Raw genomic sequence first — 25314 nt, 5'->3', positions numbered from 1 at the left:
TGGCGATGAGCATCGCAGAGCCGGCAGACATCCGCGATACGCATCCAGGCCAAGGCACGCCGCTGATCGAGATGCGCGACATCTCGATCGCCTTTGGCGGCATCAAGGCGGTGGACGGCGCCAGCATCGACCTGATGCCGGGGGAGGTCGTCGGGTTGCTCGGCCATAATGGAGCCGGCAAATCGACGCTGATCAAAATCCTCTCGGGAGCCTATCGCGCCGACTCAGGCACGATTCTGGTCAATGGCGAGGAGGCCGCGATCGCCAGCCCGCGCGACGCCAAGCGCCACGGCATCGAGACGATCTACCAGACGCTGGCGCTGGCCGACAATGTCGACGCCGCCGCCAACATCTTTCTCGGCCGCGAGCTATTGACCGGCTGGGGCACGCTGGACGACGCCAGCATGGAATCCGAGACGCGCAAGGTGATGGGCCGGCTCAACCCGCATTTCCGACGCTTCAAGGAGCCGGTGAAGGCGCTCTCGGGCGGCCAACGCCAGTCCGTCGCGATCGCACGCGCGATCTACTTCAACGCTCGTGCGCTGATCATGGACGAGCCGACGGCGGCGCTCGGCCCGGCCGAGACACGGCAGGTGGCGGAGCTGATCCTCCAGCTCAAGAAGCAGGGTATCGGCATCTTCCTGATCAGCCATGACCTGCACGATGTCTTCGATCTCGCCGACCGCATCACGGTGATGAAGAACGGCAGGGTCGTCGGAACCGCCCGCACCGCCGACGTCACCCAGGATGAGGTCCTGGGCATGATCATCTCGGGCAAATGCCCGCCGGCCGCTGTGGCAGGGCCGGGCGCGTTGCGCGGGGCGTGAGTGCCTGGCCGGCGCCGCTACTGGTTCGTCGTCGTGCAGACGCCGTTGTTGCAGACGGTGCGCGTGTTGGTCGAGGTGCTCGACTGCGTCTGCGTGAAGCTGCGGGAGGGGAAGGTCACCAGCGGGGGCGACGGGCGCGAAACGCCGACGTTCGGCTGACCCGGCCAGGTGTTCTGCCGCTGCTGATTGGGGCCGCGGATCGCGGCGGCGATGGTCTCGGTGTTGCGCCGCGCCGCCTGACGGTCCTGCCAGGCCAGTTCCAGATCATTGGCCGGCACGGGCTGGCCGAGCCTCGCCAGTGCCTCGCCGCCCTGCAGGTTCCCCCAGCGCGCACTCTGCGTGTAGTAGAAAACGTAGAGGTTCTGCTCCTTCGGAAAGCCGGCGATGCCCTGTTCGTGGCAGCGGCCGACGGCGAAGAGGTGAGAACCCGAATAGTTGTCCGTGGCGATCGTCTTGGCGGCCTCGCACCATTCGGGCGAATAGGGCCTTGCCGAAGCATAGGTGAGCTGGGCCGTCGAGCTGTTGCAGCCGGCGAGGCCGGCGGCCAGCAACAGGGCCGGTGCGAGACGGCGGGCCGACCCGGAAAAGCTGTCCATCGCCGCTTTGCGCAACATCGCAACCCTCCCCCGAAGAAGCGAAGCCCGCCTCCGGGCGAAGTGCCGGAAGCGGGCCTGCTTCTAGGCCGTCAGCCTTGTGCGGGGCTTACTTCGCCTCGAGCAGCTCCTTGGCCGAGAGCAGCACCAGCTCCTCGTCATCGGCCTTCTTCGGATCGCGCGAGGAGGAAAAGGGCAGGTTGTTGTCGTTGCCGACGATGATGACGCCGTTCGCGCGGTCGACCACGTCGACGTTCTCGATGGTGAAGAAGGGGAAGGTGAAGACGCCGTTCGCGGTTCCCTGCTTCGCCCTGCCGTCCGGATCCTTGATGTTCATCAGGTCGATATGGCCGACCTTGCGCACCGGCTTGCCGGCGTTGGCGTCGGTCATCTCGATCTTCACGATGCGCTTGAACTTGGCGATGTCATGGAAGCAGTCGGGGCCGCGCTGGCCGGCGGGGCAGGCCTTGTCTGCGGTGCCTTCGCCGTCGTCGCGCTCGATGATGAGGCCGGTCGTGGCGTCGATCATGTTGAAGTCGCCGATGGCGTTGCCCTTCAGCTCCAGCGGATAGAACCAGGAGCGGCCGGTCCATTTCTCGGCCTGCACATCGAATTCGAGGATGCGCAGCACGGCCTTGCCGTCGATCTCCTCGAAGCTGGTCTTTGCCGAATCCCAGAAGGGGCCTTCCAGCAGCGGATAGAGGAAGCGTCCGTCCGGGGACTGCGCCATGCCCTCGAAGCCCTTGGAGCGGCGGACGTTGAAGGCGACCGGCTGGTTCGGCGCACCGGGCGTGGTGACCGCGTAATGATCGGGCGAGCGGGCGGGCTTGCCGTCGACCATCGTCTCGAAAACGGCCTCGACCTTGCCGTCGGCGTCGACGCGCAGGAGGTAGGGACCGAACTCCTCGCCGATCCAGTATTTGCCGCCGATCGGCTGGATCGATTCGGGGTCGAAATCCGCGCCGGTCAGGTAGCGCTTCTCCGTGCCCTCATGGACGATGCGGAACGGCACTTTCTTGTCCGGGTCGTGCAGGAAGGTCGTGGCGAGGCGCTCGATCCTGCCGCCCGCGAAATCGGCCTTGAGCCGATGGAAGAACAGCATGGCGTCCGGCGAATTCGCCTTGCCGCCGAAGCCGTTATCAGTGAGCACGAGGAACTCGCCGTTGCCGAGCGAGCGGATGCCGGAGAAGCCCTGCACCGGCTGGCCGGCGAAAGGCGTGGACAGGCCCGTCGGGCGGCCGCCCGAAGCCCCCATCACGGTGCCGACAGCCTCGATGCGCTTGCCGGGTGTGACGAACTTGCCCGACACCTTGAGGTCCGCCGGGGCGTCAGCAGGCGCGGGAACGAGCGTGTTGGCAGGCAGCAAAGCCTGGCCGAGGAGCTTCGCCGGGAACTCCTTCCCGGCCTCCTGGGCGCCGGCGAGGACAGTCGAGCAAAGCAACAGGGCTACGGCGAGCGGCGTGCGCATGGGCGGCTCCGGGCGAGAGGGAGAGGCCTCCTGCTTCGCCCGGCCCGGTTTCAGCCGGACGACAATGCCGCGACCGTTCCGTGACGTCCGAAGATCGGCCTCAATAGCCGCGCGCCGGATCGACCACATGCTGGAGCGGCTCGCCGGCCTCAAGGCGCCTGATCTGCTGGGCGATCAGCGAGGCAATCGCCTCCGGCTCCGACATCGCGGCGTTGTGCGGCGTCACGACGACACCGGGGTGGCTCCAGAGCGGCGATCCCTGCGGCAGCGGCTCGGTCTCGAAGACGTCGAGCGTCGCGCCCTTGAGCGTGCCGGCCTCGAGCGCCGCGAGGATGTCGGCCTCGACCTGAAGGCCGCCCCGGCCGGCATTGATCAGGAACGGCCCGCCGAGGCGCCCGTCCTGCGCGAGGCCGGCCAACAGCGCCGTATTGATGATACCGCGCGTCTCAGGCGTCAGCGGCAGCAGGCTGACGAGGATGTCGGTGCGGGCGAGGAAAGCCTTCATGCCGTCCTCGCCGGAGAAGCTAGGCAGGCCGTCGAGCGCCTTCGGCGACCGGCTCCAACCGGCAACGTCGAAGCCCATCACCTTCAGCTTATGGGCCGCATCCTGCCCCAGCTCGCCCAGCCCCATGATGCCGACGCGCACCGAGCGCGCCGCCGGCTGGTTCCGGTCGTCGTCCCAGACACCCTCGCGCTGCTGGCGGTCGTAGCGGCGCTGCTGGCGCAGATGCAGCAGGCAATGCAGCACGATGTATTCGCTCATGCGCGTGGTCAGGTCGGGATCGACGACGCGGGCGATCGGCGCCGCAGGCAGCTTGTCGTCGGCGAAGAGGAAATCGACCCCGGCGCCGAGCGAGAAGAGCGCAGCGAGGTTCGGCAGGCCGGTGAGGCTGCCGGGCGGGTGCTTCCAGCTCGCGACGTAATGGACGGCGCGGCGGTCGAAGGCTTCGCCGAGGACGACGATCGGCATCTCCGGCAGCAGCGCCTTGAAGCGGGCCCGCCAATCCTCGACGTGCCAACCCGTCATGGCCAGAAGCAAACTCATACCGAAGACCTCTCCGTCATCCGTTCCGCAATCAGGGGACCGCGCGCCGCAGCGTCTCCGATCCGGTAGGCCCTGCGCAAGCGCTCACTCGCCGTCGCCAGGCCCGCCTCCTCGCGTGCATGAACGATGCCGAGCGGCCGATCCGGCCCGACCGTATCGCCCAGACCCGCCAGTTCGACAATGCCGACGGCAGGGTCGACGGGATCCTGCGGGCGGGTGCGGCCGCCGCCGAGTGCGACGACCGCCAAGCCGACGGCGCGGGTATCGATGGACGCGACCGCCCCGGCCGCTTCGGGAAAGACGGGCTTCACGATGGGCGCTGCCGCGAGATGTTTCTGCGGTGCCTCGAGCAGATCGGCCGGGCCGCCCAGCGCGACCACCATCCGGGCGAAGCGCTCCGCCGCCGCGCCGGAGGCGAAGGCCTGCTCGATCCGGGCGCGGGCCGCGGCGGCATCGGGGGCGAGGCCGCCGAGCAGCAGCATCTCGGCGCCGAGCGCCACCGTCACCTCATGGAAGCGCGGCTCCCGCCTGCGGCCGGTGAGATGATCGAGCGCATAGGCGACCTCCAGCGCATTGCCGGCCGCGGAGGCGAGCGGCTCGCTCATATCGGTCAGGAGCGCCGTGGTCGGCAGGCCGGCGCCGTTCGCGACATCGACCAGCGCCCGCGCGAGGTTCTGCGCCTCGCCATAGTCCGGCAGGAAGGCACCGGAACCGAATTTCACGTCCATGACGAGCCCGTTGAGCCCAGCCGCGAGCTTCTTCGAGAGGATCGACGAAGTGAGGAGCGGAATCGTCTCGACCGTCGCGGTGACGTCCCGGATGGCGTAGAGGCGCCGGTCGGCCGGAGCGAGATCGGCCGTCTGGCCGATGATGGCGCAGCCGACCTCCCGGACGACCTTGTGAAAGAGGCCGACGCCCGGCTGGGTGTCGTAGCCCGGCACGGCGTCGAGCTTGTCGAGCGTGCCGCCGGTATGGCCAAGGCCACGGCCGGAGATCATCGGGACATAGCCGCCGCAAGCCGCGACCGCCGCCGCAAGCGGCAGGCTCACCGTGTCGCCGACGCCGCCGGTGGAATGCTTGTCGAGGGCTGGGCCGGGCAGATCGTCCCAGTGCAGCACCGTGCCGGAATCGCGCATGGCCAGCGTCAGAGCCACGCGCTCCTTCGCGCTCATGCCCTGGAAATAGATCGCCATGGCGAAGGCCGCGGCCTGCCCTTCCGTAACGTGGCCCTCGCTCAGCCCCTCGATGAGCTGGCGGATATCGGCGTCGGACAGTTCGGCGCCGTCGCGCTTGGCGGCGATGATCTCCTGCGTCAGCCGCATCAATAGCTCCCGCGCGGTGCTTCGCCCGGCGCAGCGCCCTGGATCGCCGCGACCAGAGCGCCATAGAGGCCGCTGGCGCCGAAGCGGAAGGTCGCGGGCGTCGCCCAGTCCGGCCCCATCATCGCGTCGGTGAGGTTGAGATAGGCGCGGGCATCGTCGAGGGTGCGGATGCCGCCGGAGGGCTTGATGCCCACGGGGCGGCGCGCCATGCCGATGACGCCGAGCATGGTTCGCACCGCCGGAATGCTGGCCGAATGCTCGGTCTTGCCCGTCGAGGTCTTGATGAAATCGGCCCCGGCGTCGATGGCGAGCTGGGATGCGTCCCTGACTTTCTCCAGATCGGGATATTCGCCGGTTTCGAGGATGACCTTCAGCAGCTTGTCGCCGCAGCGCATCTTGACGTTACGAACCATGGCGCCGACCGAGGCGCCCTGGCCGGCGAGCAAAGAGCGCCAGGGCAGGACGAGATCGATCTCGTCGGCGCCGTCCGCCACCGCTTCCTCCGTTTCGCGGATGGCCGGCGCGATCGGGGTGTCGCCATCGGGGAAGTTCACCACCGTCGCGATCCGGACGTCATCATTGTCGCCGAGCGCCTCGCGCGCGACCTTGACGAAGCGCGGCCAGATGCAGATGGCCGCGACAGGCACCGGCCCGGAGACCGCGCGCCGGCAGAGTTCGCGCGCACCGGCTTCCGTCGCGTCGTCGGCGAGATCGGTGAGATCGAGCAGGGCGAGCGCCCGTCTGGCGAAAGCGGCATCCGACATGGCTCACAACTCCGGCAGGAAGGCGCCGAGCAGACGCCGCAACGCGCCCGCCGCCAGCGCCGCGACATCGCGCGTCTCGGCATGATGCGGCGCGCCGCCATGCAGCCCCGCGCCCATATTGGTGACGATGGAGAGGCCGGCGACGCGCAGGCCGTGGCGGCGCGCCAGAATGACCTCCGGAACCGTCGACATGCCGACGAGATCGGCGCCGAGCAGCTTCGCCATGCGGATCTCGGCCGGCGTCTCGAAGCTCGGGCCGGAGAACCACATATAGACGCCTTCTCCGAGCGGCACGTCCGCCTTGCCCGCTGCCTGCTTCAGCAGGCCGCGCAGACGCGGGTCATAGGCATCGACCATCGGCACGAAGCGGCCGTCGCCCTTGTCGCCGACAAGCGGGTTGGGGCCGTTGAGATTGATGTGGTCGGTGATGAGGGCGAGGCTGCCGGGTGGCATCTCGGCCGAGAGCGAGCCCGCCGCATTGGTCAAGAGCAGCGGCGGCGCGCCCAACGCGGTCAGCATGCCGAGCGGCACGCGCATCACGGCGGGGTCGCCGCCCTCGTAATAATGGGCGCGCCCCTGATAGATCAGCACCTTGCGGCCATGGAGCGTGCCGTAGCAGAGCTGGCGGGCATGGCCGGAGACCTCGCCGTGCGGGAAACCGGGCAAATCGGCATAGGGAATGCGCAGTGCATCCTGCACGTCATCGGCGATGGAGCCGAGCCCGGTGCCGAGCACGAGGGCGCAATCCACCGGGCCGACGCCGCGCGCGACCAGCGCGGATGCCGCCTCCTCGAAAGCCGGATCGGCCGCCATCACCACGCTCTCATCACCCTCTCCCGGGTACGCAAATCATCGCGGCAAATTGGCCGGTCCGAAGGAGGCTGGCAACAGCGCGTCGAGCGTGAAGCGCGCCCGGATGCCCTCCGGCCCGGCAATGACGATGGGCGTCTCGGGCATGGCGAACTCGCGGATGCGCTGACGGCAGGCGCCGCAGGGCGTGACGAGTTCCGGCCCTTCGCCGAAGACGAGCACGGCGCGGATCGCCTTGGCGCCCGCGCCGATCATCGCCGCGATGGCGCCGGCCTCGGCGCAGGTGCCGACCGGATAGGCAGCGTTCTCGACATTGCAGCCGGCATAGACGGCCCCGTCATCGGCCAGCAGGGCCGCACCGACCCGGAACCGCGAATAGGGCGCATAGGCGCGCCGCTGAACGGCGGAGGCGGCGGCGAAGAGGGCGTCGAAATCGGGCTCGGCGGACATGTCCGTTCAGCGTTCCTTGACATAGGGCAGGCCGGAGGCCCGGGGCGGCGTCGCCTTGCCGATGAAGCCGGCGAGCAGCACGATGGTGATGATGAAGGGCAAGGCCTGAATCGCTTCCACCGGCACGAGGCCAATGCCAGGCAACGTCACACCTTGTAGCCTTATCGCGATAGCCTCGAGCAGGCCGAAAAGCAGGCAGGCGCCAAGCGCCGGCCAGGGCCGCCAGTTGGCGAAGATCACCGCGGCCAACGCGATGAAGCCGCGCCCCGCCGTCATATGCGGCAGGAAGCCGGCCGATTGCGCGACGGCGAGATAGGTGCCTCCGATGCCGCAGAGCACACCGGAGATCGCGACCGCGCCATAGCGCAGGCGAGTGACCGAGATGCCGGCCGTATCCACCGCCGCCGGGTTCTCGCCTACCGCACGGATGCGCAGGCCGAAGCGCGTGCGCTTCAGCACGAGCGCGGTCACCAGCACGCAGAAGAAAGCGAGATAGGCGGGGGCTGCGTGGCCCGAGACCACCTCATGATAGATCAGGCCAAGACCTTGCAGGTTCTCGCGCATCCAGCCGGCGAAGGGCAGGGTGATGTCGCCGAAGCGCGCGGCGCCTTCCAGCGAAGGTGTGCGTCCGCCCTGCCCATACCAGGCATTGCCGAGAATGACGGCGAGCCCCGCCGCCAGCATGTTGATCGCAACCCCGGAGACGATCTGGTTACCGCGCCAGGTGATGGCGGCGAAGCCGTGGACGAGCGCGAGCACGAGCGAAGCGAGGATGCCGGCGCTTAAACCCACCCAGGCGGAGCCGGTAACGAAGGCGGCGACGGCCGAGGCGAAGGCGGCGATCAGCATCTTGCCCTCGAGGCCGATATCGACGACGCCGGCCTTCTCCGACCAGAGCCCGGCCATGGCGGCGCAGATCAGCGGGATAGAGAGCCGAATCGTCGAATCGAGCACCAGGGCGATGAGCTGGAGCAGGTCCATCGTCATTCGCCGACCCTTGTCATTCCGGGGCTTCGCGCAGCGAAGAACCCGGAATCCACGACCGGGCGGGAGATGCTGAAGTCGCGATCGGAGGGCTCGCCCGGTCGTGGGTTCCGGATTCGGTCCTGCGGACCGACCCGGAATGACGGAACGATGCGCCTCGTCATGCCGTTCGCCCCGTCGCGAGCATGCTCGCCACCAGCCGGCGGAAGAGCCCGTCAAGCGCTCCGGCGAAGAGGATGAGCACGCCGCCGATGACCACCACCATGTCGCGGGTGATGGTCGGCTTGTCGAAGGAGAGCTCCGCCCCACCCTGGTAGAGGACGCCGAAGAGCAGCGCCGCCAACCCCACGCCGACCGGATGGCCGCGCCCCATCAGCGCGACGGCGATGCCGACGAAGCCGTAGCCGGCCGTGAAATCGAGCACCAGCCGATGCTGCACGCCGAGCGCCTCGTTGACCGCGAGCCCGCCGGCGAGAGCGCCCGAGATCGTCATGGCGATCATCGTCACCGCGGCCGGCGAGATGCCGGCATAGGCGGCCGCGCGCGGATTGGCGCCGACGGTGCGGATGGCATAGCCCAGCCGGGTGCGCCAGATCAGCAGCCAGACGGCGAAAAGCGCAGCCAAAGCCAGCAGGAAAGACGTGTTCAGCGGCGTGGCAGGCAGGTTGATGCCGAGGGGCGCGAGGAGTCGGTGCATCGGTGTCAGCACCGCACTGGTGGGGAAGTCCGGTGTCTCCGGCTGCATCGAGCCCGGCTTCCCGATGACCTCCCGCAGCAGATAGACGATCAGCGTCGCGGCAACGAAATTCAGCATGATCGTGGTGATGACGACATGGCTGCCGCGCTTCGCCTGAAGCCAGCCGGGGATGAAGGCCCAAAGCGCGCCGCCGGCTGCAGCAGCGAGGATAGCGAGCGGGGCCGCAAGGAAACCCGGCACGGAGCCGAGCGCCGTGCAAGCGACGGCGGCACAGATGCCGGCGACCGTAGCCTGCCCCTCGCCGCCGATATTGAACAGCCCGGCATGGAAGGCGACCGCGACCGCGAGCCCCGTGAAGATGAAGTTCGTGGCGTAGTAGAGGGTGAACCCGATGCCCTCGGCGCTGCCGAGCGCCCCGCGCAGCAAAAGAGCCGTCGCCTCCAGCGGATTCTCGCCGATGCCGACGACGACGAGGCCAGCGACCAGAAGGGCGGCGGCGACCGAAACCAGCGGCACCAGCGCAACATCGGCCCAACGTGGGAGATCGATCGGTGCGGCGCTCATGCCGCCTCGTCGGTGACGCCCGCCATCAGCAGGCCGAGATCGCGCTCGTCGGCGGCGTCCGCCGCGCGCTCGCCGGTGATGCGGCCGCCGCACATGGCGAGGATGCGGTCGGAGAGTGCCATCACCTCTTCCAGCTCGACCGAGACGAGCAGGATCGCGACCCCGGCCTCGCGCAGCGCCAGCAGCCGGCGATGGATGAACTCGATCGCGCCGATATCGACGCCGCGCGTCGGCTGGCCGACGAGCAGCACGCGGGGCTCGCGCTCGATCTCGCGGGCGAGCACGATCTTCTGCTGATTGCCGCCGGAGAATTTCGCCGTCTTCAGCGCCGGATCGGGCGGGCGCACGTCATAGGCCGCAAAGGCCTCGCGCGCATGGGCCTCGATGCGGGCGGGCGACAGGAACGGACCCATGCCGAAGACGGGATCGTGCTGGTAGCCGAGAATGGCGTTCTCGGCACCGGAGAAGGCCGTGACGAGGCCGCTGCGCTGGCGGTCCTCGGGAATGTGCATCAGACCGCGCTCGCGCAGCCGCGCCGGGTGGCGGTCCGCAACAGTGAGAATCCGGCCGTCGAGGCGGATCACGCCGCGGCTCGGCTGGATCAGCCCGGCCAGCACCTCCAGCAACTCGCTCTGGCCGTTGCCGGCGACGCCGGCGACGCCGACAATCTCACCGGCATGGAGGGTGAGGCTGACATCGAGAAGAACCTCGGTGCCGCGCGCGTCGCGGCAGGACAGGCCGACCGCCTCCAGCACCGGTGGACCGGGCTCGCGCGGCGGCTTCTCGACGCGCAGCAGCACACGCCGGCCGACCATCGCCTCGGCCAGAGCCGGCGGCGAGGTCTCGCTCGTCGCGACATGGGCGACCATCTCGCCGCGCCGCATCACCGAGACGCGGTCTGTAACGTCCATGATCTCGCGCAGCTTGTGGGTGATCAGGATCACCGTCTTGCCCTGCGCCTTCAACGCGCGCAGCAGGGCGAAGAGCTGGTCGGCTTCCGCCGGGGTCAGCACCGCGGTCGGCTCGTCGAGGATCAGGATCTCGGCGCCGCGATAGAGCGCCTTCAGGATCTCGACGCGCTGCTGCAGCCCGACGGAAAGATCGCCGACGATGGCGTCAGGGTCGATGGCGAGGCCGTAATCCCGCGAGAGCCGGGCGAGCCCCGCCCGCACCTGCGCCAGCCCGCCCTTGAGCCGCGGGCCGCCCTCGGCACCGAGCAGCACGTTCTCGGCCACGCTCAGCGTTTCGACCAGCATGAAATGCTGGTGGACCATGCCGATGCCGGCCGCGATGGCATCGGCCGAGGCACGGATGCGGCGCGGCACGCCCGCGATCCTGATCTCGCCGGAATCGGCCTCGTAGAAGCCGTAGAGGATCGACATCAGCGTCGACTTGCCGGCGCCGTTCTCGCCAACGATGCCGTGGATCGAACCGCGCGCGACGACAAGCGAGACGTCCCGGTTGGCCGCGACCGCTCCGAAGCGCTTCGAGATGCCGACGAGTTCGATGGCGGGTGGCGGGGCCTGGGACGCCAAGGGCGCTATCCGCTCCTCACATCGTGCATTTCTGGTCCGACATGTAGTCGTGGACCTTGACCGCGCCCGAAATGATGTCGGCCCTGGCCTTGTCGGCGGCGGCCTTCATCTCGGGGGTGATGAGCGCCTTGTTGTGCTCGTCGAGCGCCCAGTCGATGCCGTCCTCCTTCAGGCCGAGCACGGAGGTGCCCGGCTTCCAGGCGCCATCGCGGGCGGCCTTGAAGGAATTGAAGGCGGCGATGTCGACGCGCTTGAGCATGGAGGTCAGCACCTTGCCGGGGTGCAGGCCGTTCTGGTTGGAATCGACGCCGATGCCGAGCTTGCCGGCATCGGCCGCCGCCCGCAGCACGCCGATGCCGGTGCCGCCGGCGGCGTGGTAGACCACATCGGCCCCGCGATCGATCTGCGACTTGGCGAGCTCGCCGCCCTTGACCGGATCGGACCAGGCGGCCGGCGTCGAGCCGGTCATGTTCTGGAAGATTTCGGCGCCGGGTTTCGCCGCCTTCACCCCCTGCACATAGCCGCAGGCGAAGCGTCGGATCAGCGGAATGTCCATGCCGCCGACGAAGCCGACCTTGTTGGTCTTCGAGGCCATCGCGCCCAGCAGGCCGACGAGATAGGAGCCCTCATGCTCCTTGAAGACGATCGACTGCACGTTCGGCAGCTCGACCACCATGTCGATGATGGTGAACTTCAGGTCAGGAAATTCAGCCGCGACCTTCTGCAGGGCCGTCGCCTGCGAGAATCCTACCGCGATGATCGGCGAATGGCCGTCGCGGGCGAAGCGCCGCAGCGCCTGCTCGATCTGCGCGTCATTGGCCGGCTCGAAATCGCGGAATTCGACGCCGGTCTCCTTCCTGAAGCGGTCGGCGCCGATAAAGACGCCCTCGTTGAAGGATTTGTCGAATTTGCCGCCCTTGTCGTAGACGACCGCCGGCTTGATCGGCTGCTGCGCCAGCGCCGCCATTGCCGAAAGCGCCACACCGGCAAGCGCCGCCGCGAAAGAACCCATACGCATCGAACCGATCCCCTCTGATGCCGGGCGCCGCTGTCCGGACCTCGTGACACCACGATGCCATGGCTCGGCGACGCGGCCAAGCTGGCCGAAGGTCACCCGCGACCCGGCCGCAAGGCCAATTGCCCCGGCGGCGCAATCGGCCTAACGCTTTGCGCATGATACTCAGCGACGACGAGATCGAGCGCTATGCGCGCCACATCGTCCTGCCCGAGATCGGCGGGCCTGGCCAGCAACGGCTCAAGAATGCACGGGTGCTCGTGGTGGGCGCCGGGGGGCTCGGCGCGCCGCTGATCCAGTATCTGGCGGCGGCCGGCGTCGGGAAGATCGGCATCGTCGACGACGATATCGTCTCGCTCTCGAACCTGCAGCGCCAGACCATCTTCACGACCGACGATATCGGCGCCCACAAGGCGGTGGTGGCGGCCCGCTTCGTGCGCAACCTCAACCCTGATGTCGTGGTCGAGGAGCATGTCACCCGCATCGACCCGCATAATGCCCGCGCGCTGATCGCCTTCTACGACGTGGTCGCCGAGGGCTCCGACAATTTCGCGACGCGATACGCCGTATCCGACGCCTGCTTCCATGAGCACAGGCCGGTGGTGATGGGCGCGCTCGGGCGCTTCGACGGGTCGCTGACGACCGTGCGGGCGCATGAGTCCGGGCCGGACGGGTTGCCGAACCCGACCTGGCGCTGCCTCTTTCCCGAAGCGCCACCGCCCGGAACGATCCCCACCTGCGCCGAGGCCGGCGTGCTGGGCGCGCTGCCGGGCATCATCGGCTCGCTGATGGCGCTGGAGGTGGTGCGTGCCATCACCGGCTTCGGCGAGCCGCTGGTCGGCAAACTGCTGCTGCTCGACGCGCTGACGATGCGCTTCGAGACATTGCGCTATGGCTGGGACGAGACGAACGCCCTGAACGGCAGCGGCAAGGCCGCCTGACACGTCATTGCGAGCGAAGCCGGCGGCTCAGCGCTTGGCCTCGATCACGTCCCAAAGCTGCGCTGCGAGGTCCGGGCCGCCAAGCTTCTTGATGGCGCGCACGCCGGTCGGCGCCGTGACGTTGATCTCGGTGAGCTTGCCGTGGATCACATCGATGCCGACGAGCAGCAGGCCGCGCTCGCGCAGCGCCGGCCCGATCGCCTCGCAGATCTCGAGCTCCTTCTTCGACAGGTCGGTCGGCCGGGCCGCACCGCCGCGCACCATGTTGGCGCGCAGGTCGCCCACCGCCGGCACGCGGTTGACCGCGCCCGCCGCCTTGCCGTCGATCAGGATGATACGCTTGTCCCCTTCCGAGACCTCCTTGATGAAGCCCTGAACCACCCAGGGCTCGCGGAAGAGGTTGCTGAAGAGATCGAAGAGCGAGCCGAAATTCGGATCGGTCCTGCTGGTCTTGAAAACGGTCGCGCCGCCATGGCCGTAGAGCGGCTTCATGACGATCTCGCCGAATTCATCGCGGAAGGCCTCGATCTCGGCCTTGTCGCGGGTGATCAGCGTCGGCGGCATCAGCTCCGGGAAATGGGTGACGAAGATCTTCTCGGGCGCGTTGCGGACATGGGCCGGATCGTTGACCACCAGCGTCTTCGGATGGATGCGCTCCAGCATATGCGTGGTGGTGACATAGGCCATGTCGAAGGGCGGGTCCTGGCGCAGCAGGATGACGTCCAGCGTCGAGAGATCGACCGTCTCCTCGGTGCCGGCCGTGAAATGGTCGCCCTCGGCGTCGCGCACCGTGACGGGGCGGATCGGCGCCGTGACCTTGCCGTCGCGCATCGAGAGCTTGTCGGGGGTGTAGGTGAAGAGCGAATGGCCGCGCGCCTGCGCCTCCAGCATCAGGGCGAAGCCGGTATCCCCGGCGATCCGGATGCGCTCGATCGGGTCCATCTGGATGGCGACGGAGAGGGTCATGGCAGGCTTCCCTGTTGCAGGCGGCTCTTATCGGACCACGAGGCCGGTTCCGGCAAGGGGCAACGCCTGCGTCACAGGACGAGCGCGAAGGCGGCCGGCACATGGCGCGGCCGCCGCCAAGGCGCGAGGAACACCGCATCGGCCCGCAGAAAATGGCCGTTCGCCCAGGGATTGCGGGAGAGCCAGTGCCGGATGCGCCGCTCGACCAGGCGCTGCTTTTCCGGCGTGATGGCGAGAAGCGCCTCGTCGAGCCGGCCCCGCGCCTTGACCTCGACGAAGGCGACGGTGCGGCCGCGCTTCATGACCAGGTCGATCTCGCCGCCCTTGCCGCCGAAGCGCCGATCCAGCAGCCGGTAGCCCTTCGCGCTCAGCCAGAGGATGGCGAGCCATTCGGCGCGGCGGCCGGTCAGGCCGGAGCGGCGCGCCCTGCGGCTGCGCCTGTCGGAGCCGGCCTCCGTTCCGCTCACGGATCGTCGCGGGTCAGTTCGAGGGCGCGGGCATAGACCTTGCGGCGCGGCTGGCCGGTCTCGGCCGCGACCTGCGCGACCGCCTCCTTGAGCGAGACCTTGGTCAGCGCGGCACGCAGCCGCTCGTCGATCGCGTCGTCGGTCGGGACGAGATCGGTCGCTCCCGGCGGGCCGATGATCACGACGATCTCGCCACGCGCCTCTTCCGCGCTCCCGTAATGGGCGGCCAGTTCGGGAAGCGTGCCGCGCCGGACCGTCTCGTAGAACTTGGTGAGCTCGCGCGCGACGGCGCCCGGTCTGGCGCCCAGCACGGCAGCGGCGTCAGTCAGCATCTCCGCAAGGCGCCGCGGCGATTCGAAGAAGACCAGCGTGCCCGGAATGGCGGCGAGTTCGGTCAGCCTCGTGCGACGCCCTCCCGATTTCGGCGGCAGAAAGCCCTCGAAGAAGAAGCGGTCGGTCGGCAGCCCAGCCAGGACCAGCGCCGCCAGCACAGCGGAGGGACCCGGAATGCCGGTGACCGGCAACCCCTCGGCGACGAGTTCGGCGACGAGCTTGTAGCCGGGATCGGAGACCAGCGGCGTGCCGGCGTCGGAGATCAGGGCAAGCTTGCCGCCCTCGCGCAGCTTCGCCAGCACCTTGGGCCGCATCTGCGCGGCGTTGTGCTCGTGATAGGGCAGGAGCGGGGTCGCGATGCCGTAATGCGCGAGCAGCGTCTTCGAGGTGCGAGTGTCCTCGGCCAGGATCGCGTCCGCTGCGGCCAGCGTCGCCAGCGCGCGGAAGGAGATGTCGCGCAAATTGCCGATCGGCGTCGCGACGATGTGCAGCCCCGGCGAAAGCGGCTCGGCCTCGGCCCTGAGGCCGAAGGCGGTGTAGCTCGGGGGGCGGGAGATCGCGTCGCTGGCCATGGCGGCACGCTGCCATAGCAGCGCCGGCCGCGCCATGGCGGGGCTGCGTCTCTGGCGCGCAACCCATAGTTAACAACTTGAAAATAGGATTCCGCACTGGCACGAAAAGTCCCACGGGGGGACTGCATCGCCGGGCGGGCTTCCGCCGGACCGGCCACGATTGGAGATCGCCCGTGTTGCATCATCGGCATTCCGTACCGGTCCTGCGCTCGGGCATGCGCGCCCTCGCAGTCGCTTTATCGCTTGTGCTGGCCGCCTGCGGCGGCGGCACTTCGGGCCTGCCCGGCTTCGATTCGGGCGGCCCCGCCGCTCCGACCGGCACGACCATCGGCACGGGCAAGGTGAAGGTCGGCCTCATCCTGCCGCTCACCGCGGAAGGACAAGGCGGTGTCGTCGGCCAGTCGCTGCGCAATGCGGCGGAGCTGGCGCTGACGGAATTCCCCAATGCCGATCTGACGCTGCTGCTCAAGGACGATCGCGGCACGCCGGATGGTGCGCGCGCGGCGGCGCAGGAAGCGATTTCAGAAGGGGCCGAGCTCATCATCGGCCCGCTCTTCGCGCCGGCCGTGCAGGCGGCCGGGCAGGTGGCACGCGGCGCCAACCGACCGGTCATCGCCTTCTCCAGCGATTCCAACGTCGCCTCGCGCGGCGTCTACCTGCTCTCCTTCCCGCCCGAGAACGACGTCAACCGCGTCATCGCCTACGCCGCCCAGCAGGGCCGGAAGTCCTTCGCCGCGCTGGTGCCGGACACCGCCTATGGCAAGGTGGTCGAGGCCGCGTTCCAGCAGGCTGTCGCCAGCCGCGGCGTCCGCGTCGCGGCGATCGAGCGCTTCGGCTCCGACCCCGCCGCGATGCGCGCGGCGGTCGGGCGGCTGATGCCCTCGCTGCAGCAGGCGGATGCGCTCTTCGTGCCGGCGGCAGCCGACGCCATGCCGGCGCTCGGACAGGCACTGCAGGAGGCCGGCTTCAACCCCGAGCGCGTGAAGCCGCTCGGCACCGGCGTCTGGAACGATGCGAGCATCGCCCGCGTGCAGGCGATCCAGGGCGGCTGGTTCGCATCGCCCGATACCGCCGGCTTCAACGCCTTCGCCGGCCGCTACCAGCAGCGCTTCAACAGCGCGCCGACGCGCACCGCGACGCTGGCCTATGACGCCGTCTCGCTGTCCGCGGCGCTGGCGCGGACGCAAGGGTCCCAGCGCTTCTCGGAAGCCGTGCTGACCAACGGGTCAGGATTCGCCGGCGCGGATGGCGTCTTCCGCTTCCGGGCGGACGGGCAGGTCGAGCGCGGGCTCGCAGTGCTCGAGCTCCGCAACGGCCAGATCGTCACGATCAACGCCGCGCCCCGCGATTTCGGGACGCGCTGATCGGGCCTGTCAGCTATCGACAAACGAAGAAGGGCCGCATCGCCGCGGCCCTTTTTTGTGTTCTGTGCCTGGAGTTTCGCGGCGCGGCGTATCAGCTCACCGGAGCGTATTTCACCACGCAGCCATAGGCCTTGGTGCTCGCCTCGGAGACCGACTTGCCGGCCTTGAGCTCGGCCACCGCTTGACGGACATAGCTCTTGGCACCGGTGAGGCTCGAAGCCGAGGCGGAGGGCTTGTCGTCGATCGCGCCCATATAGGCGAGCGTGCCCTTGGGATCGATGATGTACATGTGCGGCGTGGTCTGGGCGGCATAGGCGCGCGCCATGCCGCTCTTCGGATCGAGCAGGATGCCGGCCGGCGCCGCATTACGCTGCGCCGAGAGCTCCTTGGCCTTCGCCCCCTCGACATGCCCCTGCTCGCCCACGGGCGAGGAGATGACCGAGAGCCAGACGATTCCCTCCTTGGCCATGTCCTTCTGCAGCGTCTGCATGGTGGCGCTGTTGTAGTGCTTGCGGACATAGGGGCAGTCGTGATTCGTCCATTCGAGGATCACGGTCTTGCCGGCGAATTCGGAGAGGTTGCGGGTCTTGCCGTCGGCATCCACCGCCTGGAAGGCCGGGGCGGGTGCGCCGACGCGCGGGCCGTCGGCCAGCGCCGCGCCGGCGGTCAAAGAAAGCCCGGCAAGAGCGAGGCCGGCAATGAAACCCTGTCTGGTCAGCTTCATGTCTGTCTCCCTGGTTGAAATCTACGGCTGAGCGGTCGCGGTCTTTTCGCGGCCGGCCGCGCGGGTGGCGGCCGCGATCACGGTGTCGGTCGTCAGGAGCTGCGGCAGGATCTCGGCCTGCCCGTCCTTGCGGCCCGGATAGAACAGGTAGAGCGGCACGCCGGCGCGGCCCTGCTCGGCCAGCGCCTTGGCGATGCGGGAATCGCGGTTCGTCCAGTCGGCCTTGAGATAGACGACGCCGAGCTTCGCGAAGTTCTGCTTCACCTCCTCGCGCGAGAGCGCGACGCGCTCGTTGGCGAGGCAGGTGATGCACCAGGCCGCAGTGAAGTTGACGAAGACCGGCTTGCCCTGCGCCTGCAGCGCTGCGACGCGCTCGGGGGACCAGGCCTCGACGTCGCCGGCCCGCGCCTCGGTCGTCGCGCCGGGCACGGCGTTCTGCACGGTGAACCAGCCGGCGCCGAGCGCGACGAGCACCGCCAGCGCCGAGCCGAAGATACGGCGCGGCACCGTCCCGCGCGTGACGCCGACGAGCCAGACGACGAAGCCCGCCGCCAGCACCGCGACCAGCGCCGCGAGCACGCCCTGCGGGCCGGTCTGCACCGATGCGACCCAGATCAGCCAGATCGCGGTGGCGAACATCGGGAAGGCGAAGGCCTGCTTCAGCACCAGCATCCAGCGGCCGGGCTTCGGCAGGAAGCTGAGCAAAGCGGGCGCGAAGGAGAGCGCCACCACCGGAAAGGCGAAGCCGAGCGCGAGCGCCATGAAGACGGAGAGCGCCAAAGCGGGCGGCTGCGTCACCGCATAGCCCATCGCGGCACCCATGAAGGGCGCAGTGCAGGGCGTCGCCACCACGACCGCGAGCGCGCCGGTCATAAAGGTGCCGAGGCGGCCGCCCCGGCTGGCAAGCCCGTCGCCGAGGCCTGCGGCCGAGCCACCGATCTCGAAGGCGCCGATCAGGTTCAGGCCGATCAGCACCATCACCACGGCAAGCGCGATGACGAGCGGCGGCGACTGGAGCTGGAAGCCCCAGCCGACCTGGCTGCCGAGCGCGCCGAGCCCGATCACCGCGCCGGCGAGCAGCATGAAGGTGGCGAGCACACCGCAGAGGAAGAGCAGGCCCTGCTCGCGCGCCTCGCTGCGGCTGACATGGGCGATCTGGGCGAAGCCGAGCGCCTTGATGAACAAAACCGGCAGCACGCAGGGCATGAGATTGAGGATCAACCCGCCGGCAAAGGCGAAAGCCAGCGCCGCCCAGAGCGTCAGATCGGCGCCCTCGGCCGGCACCGGAATCCGCACCGCGGCCGGCGGCGCAGCCGCCGTGCCGGAAGCCGTCAGCAGGGCCGGCTCGGCATCGGCAGCCAGCGTGACGGCGCGGAGCTCGCCGCCCTCGCGATAAGTCAGGACGCCCGTCAGCTCTGGCTGCTGCAGCTTGAACGCGCTCGAACGCGCCAGCGTCAGCACCGGCTTTTCACCGGAGGCGAGGGGCTGGTCAGCCGCATGCTCGATCAGCGTGTCGGAGATCGGGAAGAAGCGCAGATCGGACGCACCGGCAGGCAGCTCCGGCAGCTCCAGCGCGAGGTTCTCGCCCTCGGCCCTGAGTTTGCCGCGGAACGGCGCCGGCTTCGGCAGGGCGGCCAGCGCCGCGTCGATGCGTTCCTGCGCCGCCTGATCGACCACGGCCGCGGGGCCGACGGCCAGATCGAGGGTGAAGGAGCCCTCCTCGGGAATGCAGATCTTCTCGCAGACCAGCCAGGTGGCATCGGCGCTCAGCGTGAAAGTCTCGCCCGGCTTCGCGTCGTTGGGCACCGCGATCTCGACCGGCAGCAGCACCGTGCCCTCGAAGCCGAAATTCACCAGCGGCTCGACCCGGATCGCCTGCGGCGCCGGCCAGTCGATCTCGCCGGCTTTCGCGCCCGCCGGAAGTTGCCATTCGATCCGCGTCGGCTCGCCGGAATCGCCCGGGTTCAGCCAGTATGTGTGCCAGTGCGGTGCCAGCTTCTGCACCAGCGCGACCCGGAAGCGCTCGCCGGGCGCAACCGTATCGCGGCTGGACAGCAGGGTGGCGGTGACGCGCGGGGAGATCACGGCCGCGGATTCGGCAGCCGCAGCCGCGCCGGAACCCAACAGGCCGAGGGCGAGGGCAGCCGTCGCCAGGACAGCACCCGGCCGGAAGCGGCTTGCGCGATGCCGCAGCATCATCCCGTCACGTTTCCCGAACATCCTGCCCCCATGCCCGAATCGGCCGGCCGAAGCCAATGACAAGGCAGTGAGGCCGTTTTCCAATTTTGCGCCCGCCGGCCAGAAAGCGCAGCGCGCCATGATGTCGCCCTGCCCCGCGCCGTAGGTTCTCCGCGCTCCGACGCCTGATTCACGAGAATTCACGACCATGACCAGCCATCCAGCCATCGCTCCTTCGCATGTCGCCGTCATCACCGGCGGCGCCTCCGGGATCGGCTTCGCCGCCGCCCGCGCCTTCGCCGAGCGCGGCATGAAGATCGCGATCGCCGACCGGGACGCCGCCGCGCTGAAGGCCGCAGGCCAGGTGCTGGCGACGCTGGTCGGAGAGGACAACGTCCTTGCCGTCGAAACAGATGTCGGCCGCCGGGAGGACATCGCTTTCCTGCAGGAGCAGGTGATCGCCCGCTTCGGCAAGGTCCATGTGCTGATGAACAATGCGGGAATGCAGCCGGGCAGCACGATCTTCGGCGCGCACGAGGTCTGGGAGCGCATCCTCGCCGTCAATCTCGGCGGCATCATCAACGGCACGCAGGTCTTCGCGCCGGGCATGATCGCGCGCGGCGAGCCGGCGCTGATCATCAATACGGGCTCCAAGCAGGGCATCACCACCCCGCCGGGAGATCCGGCCTACAATGTCTCCAAGGCCGGGGTGAAGGCCTTCACCGAGGCACTGCAGCACGAGCTGCGCAACACCGAGGGCTGCAAGGTCAGCGCGCATCTGCTGATCCCCGGCTTCGTCTTCACGCCGCTGGCAGCGCGCGGGCGCACCGAGCGGCCCGCCGGCGCCTGGACGGCGGAGCAGACGGTCGACTTCATGCTGGAGCGGCTCGCAGCCGACGATTTCTATATCCTCTGCCCGGACGGGGACACGCCGCGGGCCCTCGACGAGAAGCGCATGGCCTGGGCGATGGGCGACATCATCGAGAACCGCCCGCCGCTCTCCCGCTGGCACAAGGACTATGGCGAGGCGTTCAAGGCCTTCGTCGCGAAGGGGTGAACCTTTCCGTCATTGCGAGGAGCTCAGCGACGAAGCAATCCAGGGGGGCGCAGAGCTCTGCCGCCCCTGGATTGCTTCGCTGCGCTCGCAATGACGACGAATGTCAAATCGCCGCGCCGTCGCTGACGATGTCGGCGCCAAGACCCTGGCGCACGGCGCGCACGATCTCGGCCTCCGCCGCCGCACCGCGCCGGCGCGGCCGGGGCGCATCGATACGGTGCTCGGCGATGATCTGGCCGGGCGCGCCCGAGAGGATCACCACCCGGTCGGCGAGATAGGCGGCCTCGTCGATGTCGTGGGTGACGAAGAGGACCGTCTTGCCGGTGCTCTGCCAGACGCGGACGAGCTCGTCCTGCAGGGTCTCGCGGGTCAACGCGTCGAGCGCGGAGAAGGGCTCGTCCATCAGCAAGATCTCGGGCTCTACGGCGAGCGCCCGGGCCAGCGAGACACGCTGGCGCTGCCCGCCAGAGAGCTGATGCGGCCAGCGCTGGGCGAGCGGGCTCAAGCCCACCAGATCGAGCATCTCCTGCGCCTTCTTCAAGCGCTCCCCACGTGGCACACGACCTTCGAGGCCAAAGCCGACATTGGAGACGACCTTGCGCCAGGGCAGGAGGCGCGAATCCTGGAAGACCAGCGCGACCGGGCGGCGGCTTTGATCTTTCGCATGGATGACGACCTCGCCGCCGCTCGGCTTCGCCAGCCCGGCGATGACGCGCAGCAGGGTCGACTTGCCGACGCCGGAAGGGCCGACGATGGCGAGGAACTCGCCGCGCCCGACCGAAAGGTCGAGCTTGTGCAGCACCTCGGTTTCCTCGCCGTCGCGGGTGAAGGTGAGCGACAGGCCCTTGATCTCGATCACGCTTTCCAACGGAGCACCCATTTCTGGAAGGCGACGAAGGCGGTGTCGAGCACACCGTAGAGCGCCGCCATGGTCAGCATGTAGACGACGACGATGTCGGTCGCGAGCAGGCTCGACGCCTGCATCATGCGCTGGCCGACGCCGGCGACGCCGAAGATCTCCGCCGCGACCACCGCCATCCAGGCCTGCCCGAGCGCCGTGCGGACGCCCACGAGAATGCCGGGCATTGCCGCCGGCAGCAGGATCTTGACGAGGCGCTGCAGGGGCGAGCGGAACCCGAAGGCGTCCGCCACCTCGACGAGGTCCCTGTCGACGCCGCGGATCGCGCCCTGGGCCGCGAAGAAGACGATCCAGAACACGCCGATGGCGATGATGAACACCGCGGCCTGGGGCGTGACCCCGAACCAGATGATGGCGAAAGGCACCCAGGCGAGGCCGGGAATCGGACGCAGCACCCTGACGACCCAGGCCGTCGACTCTTCCGCGATGCGCGACATGCCGACGAGGACGCCGAGCGCGACGCCCAGCCCCGCGCCGGTGAACAGGCCGACGAAGTAATGCTGCAGCGAGCCGAGCACGGCCGCGAGCCAGGCGCCGGAGGACAGCTCCCGCATGAAGGCCTTCGGCAGGGCGCTCGGCCCCGGCAGGAAGGCCGGGTTCACCAGCCCGAAGAACGGCATCGCCTCCCAGAGCAGGAGGAAGGCGACGAGGCCCGCAAGGGCAAGGGCCGGAGCCCGCAGTCTTTTCACAATGTCAGCCGCCCGTCTTGATCGCGCGCTCGTAATACTGCGTGTCGAACAATCCGTCGAACGGCAGCTCCTTCTCGAGGGAGCCGAGCTTGACCTGATAGGCCTGCATGGCACGCGCGGGCTCGATGATCTTGCGCGGATCGATTTCGAACTGGCTCGCCGGAGAGACGAGCGCCTTCTGGATCAGCTCGGGATCGACGATGCCCTTGCCGAGCGCCGCGCCGACATGCGGCGCCACCTTTGCAGGGCTCGACTTGATCAACGCCGCGGCCTTCACGAGGCCCGAAACGATGGACTGCACGGCCTGCGGGCTCTTGGTCGCGAAGGCGCCGGAGACAGCGACGACCGTGCCGGGCTGGCCGGGGAAGACCTCCTCGCCGCCGGCGATCAGCTTGATCTGCGGATTGCGGGTCTGGATGATCGTGAGCGCCGGCTCGCGGACGCTGCCGCCGTCGACGGCCGCCGCCAGGATGGCCTGCTGGGTCGCGTCGATGCCCATCGGCACGATCTCGACATCGGCCTTGTCGACCTTCGCGACTTCCCAGAGCCAGTATTGCAGCGTCGTATTGGGGACAGAGCCGGCCGGCTGGGTCGCGAGGCGCGCCGCCTTGCCGGTGGCCGCACGGAAGGCCTTGAACGCGGCAGCGGCATTCGTGCCGGGCGTGAAGAACTTCGTCAGCGAGGGCGCGCTGACGACGACGTTCTCGCCGATTGCCGTCGAGGCGACGACACGGACATCGACGCCCCGCGAGCGAGCGACAGCCAGCGGCGCCACACCGGCGACATAGACGTCGATCGTGCCTGAAGCGAGCGCCTGGATCATGTTCGGGCCGGATTCGAAGACCGTCACCGCGACATCGACGCCGCCTTGCTTAAGCCAGCCCTCGCCATTGGCGACGAAGAATGGCGCCGTGCCGACGATCGGGATGTAGCCGACGCGAGCGGTGACGCTCTGCGCCTGGGCCGCACCGATGAAGGGCGCCGTCGCCGCGAGGCTCGACCCGGCGATGAGAAACTGGCGGCGATCCATCGTTCAAATCCTTCTCGCAAACGCGGGGAGAAACAGCCCCATTGACAGTCTGAGAAAAGGATTTTCTATCTAGATGCAATAGTTGAGCCGTAAAAAGATATTTTATCTCTTATCGGCGAAACTAATGGATCAAAATTCTTACAGAAGCGAGCTTGAGAGAATGGACGCCATCGACCGCAAGATTCTCACCGTGCTGCAGGCCGACGCGAATATCTCGATCGCGGAACTGGCCGATCGTGTGGGGCTGTCGCAGACGCCCTGCTGGAAGCGCATCCAGAAGCTCGAGCAGGCGGGCGTCATCCTCAAGCGCGTTGCGCTGGTGGCACCGGAGAAGATCGGCCTCGGGCTGACCGTCTTCGTCCAGATCGAGACAGCCGACCATTCCGGCCCCTGGCTGGAGAAGTTCGCACAGATGGTCGCGGCGATGCCGGAGGTGATGGAGTTCTACCGGATGGCGGGCGACGTGGACTACATGCTGCGCGTCGTCGTCGCTGACATGGCCGCCTATGACGGCTTCTACAAGAAGCTGATCGAGACGATCCCGCTCAAGAACGTGACCTCGCGCTTCGCCATGGAGCGGATCAAGGCGACCACGGCCTACAAGGTGCCGGACCTGCCGCGCGATTAAGCCCCGAAATCCTCCAAGCAGCCGCATGACAGCGGCATGATGCGGATGCTAGGAAGCGGGCAGTCCGACGCCTGACTTGCCCCAGGAGCCGCCTTGCCCGCTTCCCGCTCCGTCCTCCTGATCATCGGCGGCGGCATCGCCGCCTACAAGGTGCTGGAGGTGATCCGCCGGCTGAAGGATCGCGGCATCGCCTCGCGCTGCATCCTGACCCGCGCCGGCGAGCAGTTCGTGACGCCGCTCTCGGTGTCCTCGCTCGCAGGCGAGCGCTGCTTCACCGACCTGTTCTCGCTGACGGACGAGGCCGATATCGGCCACATCCAGCTCTCGCGCTCCACCGATCTCGTCGTGGTGGCGCCGGCCACGGCGGACCTCATCGCCAAGATGGCGAACGGGCTTGCCGACGACCTCGCCTCCACTGCGCTGCTCGCCACCGACAAGCGCGTGCTGATCGCGCCCGCGATGAACCCCCGCATGTGGCAGCATCCGGCGACGCGCCGGAACATGGCGCAGCTGGAGAAGGACGGCATCCTCGTCGTCGGCCCCAACAGCGGCGCCATGGCCGAGCGCGGCGAGTCCGGGCCAGGCCGCATGGCCGAGCCGCCGGAAATCCTGTCCGCGATCGAGCTCGCGCTGGCCGGTGAGAAGCCGCCCGCGGCCCGCGCCATCGGCTTCCTCGGCCGGCTGCCCGGCGGAGAACATGCGGCGGCGGGCGCTCTGGCGGGCCGGCATGTGCTGATCACCTCCGGCCCGACCCATGAGGCGATCGACCCCGTCCGCTACATCGCCAATCGCTCGTCCGGAAAGCAGGGCCATGCGCTCGCCGCAGCCGCAGCCGCAGCCGGAGCCCGCGTGACGCTGGTCAGCGGGCCGGTCATGGTGCCGGATCCGGCGGGCGTGGAGACCATCCATGTCGAATCGGCGCGCGAGATGCTGGCGGCCGTCGAGACCGCGCTGCCGGCCGATATCGCGATCTTCGCCGCTGCTGTCGCCGACTGGCGCGTGGCGGATGCGGCGCCCGAGAAGATGAAGAAGGATGGCGGCACGCTGCCCCCGCTCTCGCTCATCGAGAACCCGGACATTCTCGCCACCGTCGCGCATCGGAGGAGCGGGCGCCCGCCGCTGGTCGTCGGCTTCGCCGCCGAGACGCAGAACGTTATCGACTACGCCAAGGCAAAGCTCGCCAGGAAGGGCTGCGATTTGATCGTCGCCAATGATGTCGGCGGCACCGGCGTCATGGGCGGCGATGCCAACACGGTGCATCTGGTCACGGCCTCGAATGTCGAGACCTGGCCGACGCTGCCGAAGGACGAGGTCGCCGCACGGCTGATCGCCCATGTAGCTGGGCTCGTGCAGCCCGGCCAGACGGGCTGAG

At 68.7% G+C, this 25314-nt stretch carries 25 protein-coding genes; 6 read left to right on the top strand and 19 right to left on the bottom strand.

Annotation, left to right across the window (positions count from 1 at the left end; all coding sequences use genetic code 11):
* Positions 1–5 precede the first annotated feature (5 nt).
* Positions 6–827: an ATP-binding cassette domain-containing protein gene (locus tag BoBH3_RS17350; RefSeq protein ID WP_262332089.1), complete on the top strand. Its 822-nt coding sequence runs from the start codon at positions 6–8 to the stop codon at positions 825–827.
* A gap of 17 nt (positions 828–844) precedes the next feature.
* Here the strand turns inward: BoBH3_RS17350 and BoBH3_RS17345 are convergent, their stop codons facing one another.
* The 11 genes from BoBH3_RS17345 to BoBH3_RS17295 all read right to left on the bottom strand — a co-directional run bounded on the left by BoBH3_RS17345 (position 845) and on the right by BoBH3_RS17295 (position 12077).
* Positions 845–1441: a hypothetical protein gene (locus BoBH3_RS17345; RefSeq protein WP_262332088.1), complete on the bottom strand. Its 597-nt coding sequence runs from the start codon at positions 1439–1441 to the stop codon at positions 845–847.
* 88 nt (positions 1442–1529) lie between these two features.
* Complete coding sequence (locus BoBH3_RS17340) at positions 1530–2888, bottom strand: esterase-like activity of phytase family protein (protein ID WP_262332087.1); 1359 nt, start codon at positions 2886–2888, stop codon at positions 1530–1532.
* A gap of 100 nt (positions 2889–2988) precedes the next feature.
* Positions 2989–3933 (bottom strand): 2-hydroxyacid dehydrogenase, encoded by a 945-nt coding sequence (locus BoBH3_RS17335; RefSeq protein WP_262332086.1) that lies wholly within the window; start codon positions 3931–3933, stop codon positions 2989–2991.
* The gene (gene deoA, locus BoBH3_RS17330) at positions 3930–5255 is read right to left on the bottom strand and encodes a thymidine phosphorylase (protein ID WP_262332085.1); all 1326 of its coding nucleotides are present in this window, start codon (positions 5253–5255) and stop codon (positions 3930–3932) included. The genes BoBH3_RS17335 and deoA overlap by 4 nt, the downstream gene beginning before the upstream one ends.
* A complete protein-coding gene (gene deoC, locus BoBH3_RS17325; protein ID WP_262332084.1) occupies positions 5255–6019 on the bottom strand; it encodes a deoxyribose-phosphate aldolase in 765 nt (254 codons plus the stop codon). The genes deoA and deoC overlap by 1 nt, the downstream gene beginning before the upstream one ends.
* Positions 6020–6022: 3 nt before the next feature.
* Positions 6023–6832, bottom strand: a complete 810-nt coding sequence (locus BoBH3_RS17320; RefSeq protein WP_262332083.1) for a purine-nucleoside phosphorylase — start codon at positions 6830–6832, stop codon at positions 6023–6025.
* Between the two features lie 36 nt (positions 6833–6868).
* Positions 6869–7279 carry a cytidine deaminase gene (locus BoBH3_RS17315; protein ID WP_262332082.1) on the bottom strand — a complete coding sequence of 137 codons (411 nt, stop codon included), beginning with the start codon at positions 7277–7279 and terminating at the stop codon, positions 6869–6871.
* 6 nt (positions 7280–7285) lie between these two features.
* Positions 7286–8260: an ABC transporter permease gene (locus tag BoBH3_RS17310; protein ID WP_262332548.1), complete on the bottom strand. Its 975-nt coding sequence runs from the start codon at positions 8258–8260 to the stop codon at positions 7286–7288.
* A 163-nt stretch (positions 8261–8423) separates the two neighbouring features.
* Positions 8424–9524 (bottom strand): ABC transporter permease, encoded by a 1101-nt coding sequence (locus tag BoBH3_RS17305; protein ID WP_262332081.1) that lies wholly within the window; start codon positions 9522–9524, stop codon positions 8424–8426.
* Entirely contained in the window at positions 9521–11059 is a 1539-nt protein-coding gene (locus BoBH3_RS17300; RefSeq protein WP_262332080.1) for an ABC transporter ATP-binding protein, read from the bottom strand. Before BoBH3_RS17300 ends, BoBH3_RS17305 begins: the two co-directional genes overlap by 4 nt.
* Before the next feature lie 16 nt (positions 11060–11075).
* The gene (locus tag BoBH3_RS17295) at positions 11076–12077 is read right to left on the bottom strand and encodes a BMP family lipoprotein (protein WP_262332079.1); all 1002 of its coding nucleotides are present in this window, start codon (positions 12075–12077) and stop codon (positions 11076–11078) included.
* A gap of 155 nt (positions 12078–12232) precedes the next feature.
* Between BoBH3_RS17295 and BoBH3_RS17290 the strand changes: the two genes are divergently transcribed.
* Positions 12233–13015 (top strand): HesA/MoeB/ThiF family protein, encoded by a 783-nt coding sequence (locus BoBH3_RS17290; protein WP_262332078.1) that lies wholly within the window; start codon positions 12233–12235, stop codon positions 13013–13015.
* 27 nt (positions 13016–13042) lie between these two features.
* On the opposite strand, the gene gshB is transcribed toward BoBH3_RS17290, so the two are convergent.
* The 3 genes from gshB to rsmI all read right to left on the bottom strand — a co-directional run bounded on the left by gshB (position 13043) and on the right by rsmI (position 15353).
* The gene (gene gshB / locus BoBH3_RS17285) at positions 13043–13981 is read right to left on the bottom strand and encodes a glutathione synthase (protein ID WP_262332077.1); all 939 of its coding nucleotides are present in this window, start codon (positions 13979–13981) and stop codon (positions 13043–13045) included.
* 71 nt (positions 13982–14052) lie between these two features.
* Positions 14053–14448, bottom strand: coding sequence for a YraN family protein (locus BoBH3_RS17280; protein ID WP_410050617.1), 396 nt, complete (start codon positions 14446–14448; stop codon positions 14053–14055).
* Positions 14445–15353 carry a 16S rRNA (cytidine(1402)-2'-O)-methyltransferase gene (gene rsmI, locus BoBH3_RS17275; protein ID WP_262332076.1) on the bottom strand — a complete coding sequence of 303 codons (909 nt, stop codon included), beginning with the start codon at positions 15351–15353 and terminating at the stop codon, positions 14445–14447. The genes BoBH3_RS17280 and rsmI overlap by 4 nt, the downstream gene beginning before the upstream one ends.
* 173 nt (positions 15354–15526) lie before the next feature.
* On the opposite strand from rsmI, the gene BoBH3_RS17270 reads away from it, so the two are divergent.
* Positions 15527–16717, top strand: a complete 1191-nt coding sequence (locus BoBH3_RS17270) for a penicillin-binding protein activator (protein ID WP_262332075.1) — start codon at positions 15527–15529, stop codon at positions 16715–16717.
* 91 nt (positions 16718–16808) lie between these two features.
* Here BoBH3_RS17270 and BoBH3_RS17265 read toward each other — a convergent pair whose 3' ends face one another.
* Together BoBH3_RS17265 and BoBH3_RS17260 are read right to left on the bottom strand one after the other, a co-directional pair.
* A complete protein-coding gene (locus tag BoBH3_RS17265; protein WP_262332074.1) occupies positions 16809–17441 on the bottom strand; it encodes a redoxin domain-containing protein in 633 nt (210 codons plus the stop codon).
* 21 nt (positions 17442–17462) lie between these two features.
* Positions 17463–19640, bottom strand: coding sequence for a protein-disulfide reductase DsbD family protein (locus BoBH3_RS17260; RefSeq protein WP_262332073.1), 2178 nt, complete (start codon positions 19638–19640; stop codon positions 17463–17465).
* Positions 19641–19827: 187 nt separating this feature from the next.
* Here BoBH3_RS17260 and BoBH3_RS17255 point away from each other — a divergent pair, with 187 nt between their 5' ends.
* Positions 19828–20676: an SDR family NAD(P)-dependent oxidoreductase gene (locus tag BoBH3_RS17255; RefSeq protein ID WP_262332072.1), complete on the top strand. Its 849-nt coding sequence runs from the start codon at positions 19828–19830 to the stop codon at positions 20674–20676.
* A 103-nt stretch (positions 20677–20779) separates the two neighbouring features.
* Here BoBH3_RS17255 and BoBH3_RS17250 read toward each other — a convergent pair whose 3' ends face one another.
* The 3 genes from BoBH3_RS17250 to BoBH3_RS17240 all read right to left on the bottom strand — a co-directional run bounded on the left by BoBH3_RS17250 (position 20780) and on the right by BoBH3_RS17240 (position 23314).
* Entirely contained in the window at positions 20780–21556 is a 777-nt protein-coding gene (locus tag BoBH3_RS17250) for an ABC transporter ATP-binding protein (protein ID WP_262332071.1), read from the bottom strand.
* Positions 21532–22215 (bottom strand): ABC transporter permease, encoded by a 684-nt coding sequence (locus BoBH3_RS17245; protein WP_410050626.1) that lies wholly within the window; start codon positions 22213–22215, stop codon positions 21532–21534. The genes BoBH3_RS17250 and BoBH3_RS17245 overlap by 25 nt, the downstream gene beginning before the upstream one ends.
* A gap of 73 nt (positions 22216–22288) precedes the next feature.
* Positions 22289–23314 (bottom strand): ABC transporter substrate-binding protein, encoded by a 1026-nt coding sequence (locus BoBH3_RS17240; RefSeq protein ID WP_262332069.1) that lies wholly within the window; start codon positions 23312–23314, stop codon positions 22289–22291.
* 124 nt (positions 23315–23438) lie between these two features.
* Here BoBH3_RS17240 and BoBH3_RS17235 point away from each other — a divergent pair, with 124 nt between their 5' ends.
* A complete protein-coding gene (locus BoBH3_RS17235; RefSeq protein WP_262332068.1) occupies positions 23439–23942 on the top strand; it encodes an Lrp/AsnC family transcriptional regulator in 504 nt (167 codons plus the stop codon).
* A gap of 93 nt (positions 23943–24035) precedes the next feature.
* Complete coding sequence (locus BoBH3_RS17230; protein WP_262332067.1) at positions 24036–25313, top strand: phosphopantothenoylcysteine decarboxylase domain-containing protein; 1278 nt, start codon at positions 24036–24038, stop codon at positions 25311–25313.
* The last annotated feature ends 1 nt before the right edge of the window (position 25314 follow it).

It is taken from the genome of Allobosea sp. BH3 (genome assembly GCF_025499465.1).
Classification (GTDB): Bacteria; Pseudomonadota; Alphaproteobacteria; order Rhizobiales; family Beijerinckiaceae; genus Allobosea.
The sequence above is the reverse complement of the archived record's forward strand: the minus strand, read 5'-3'. Positions and strand labels throughout refer to the sequence as shown.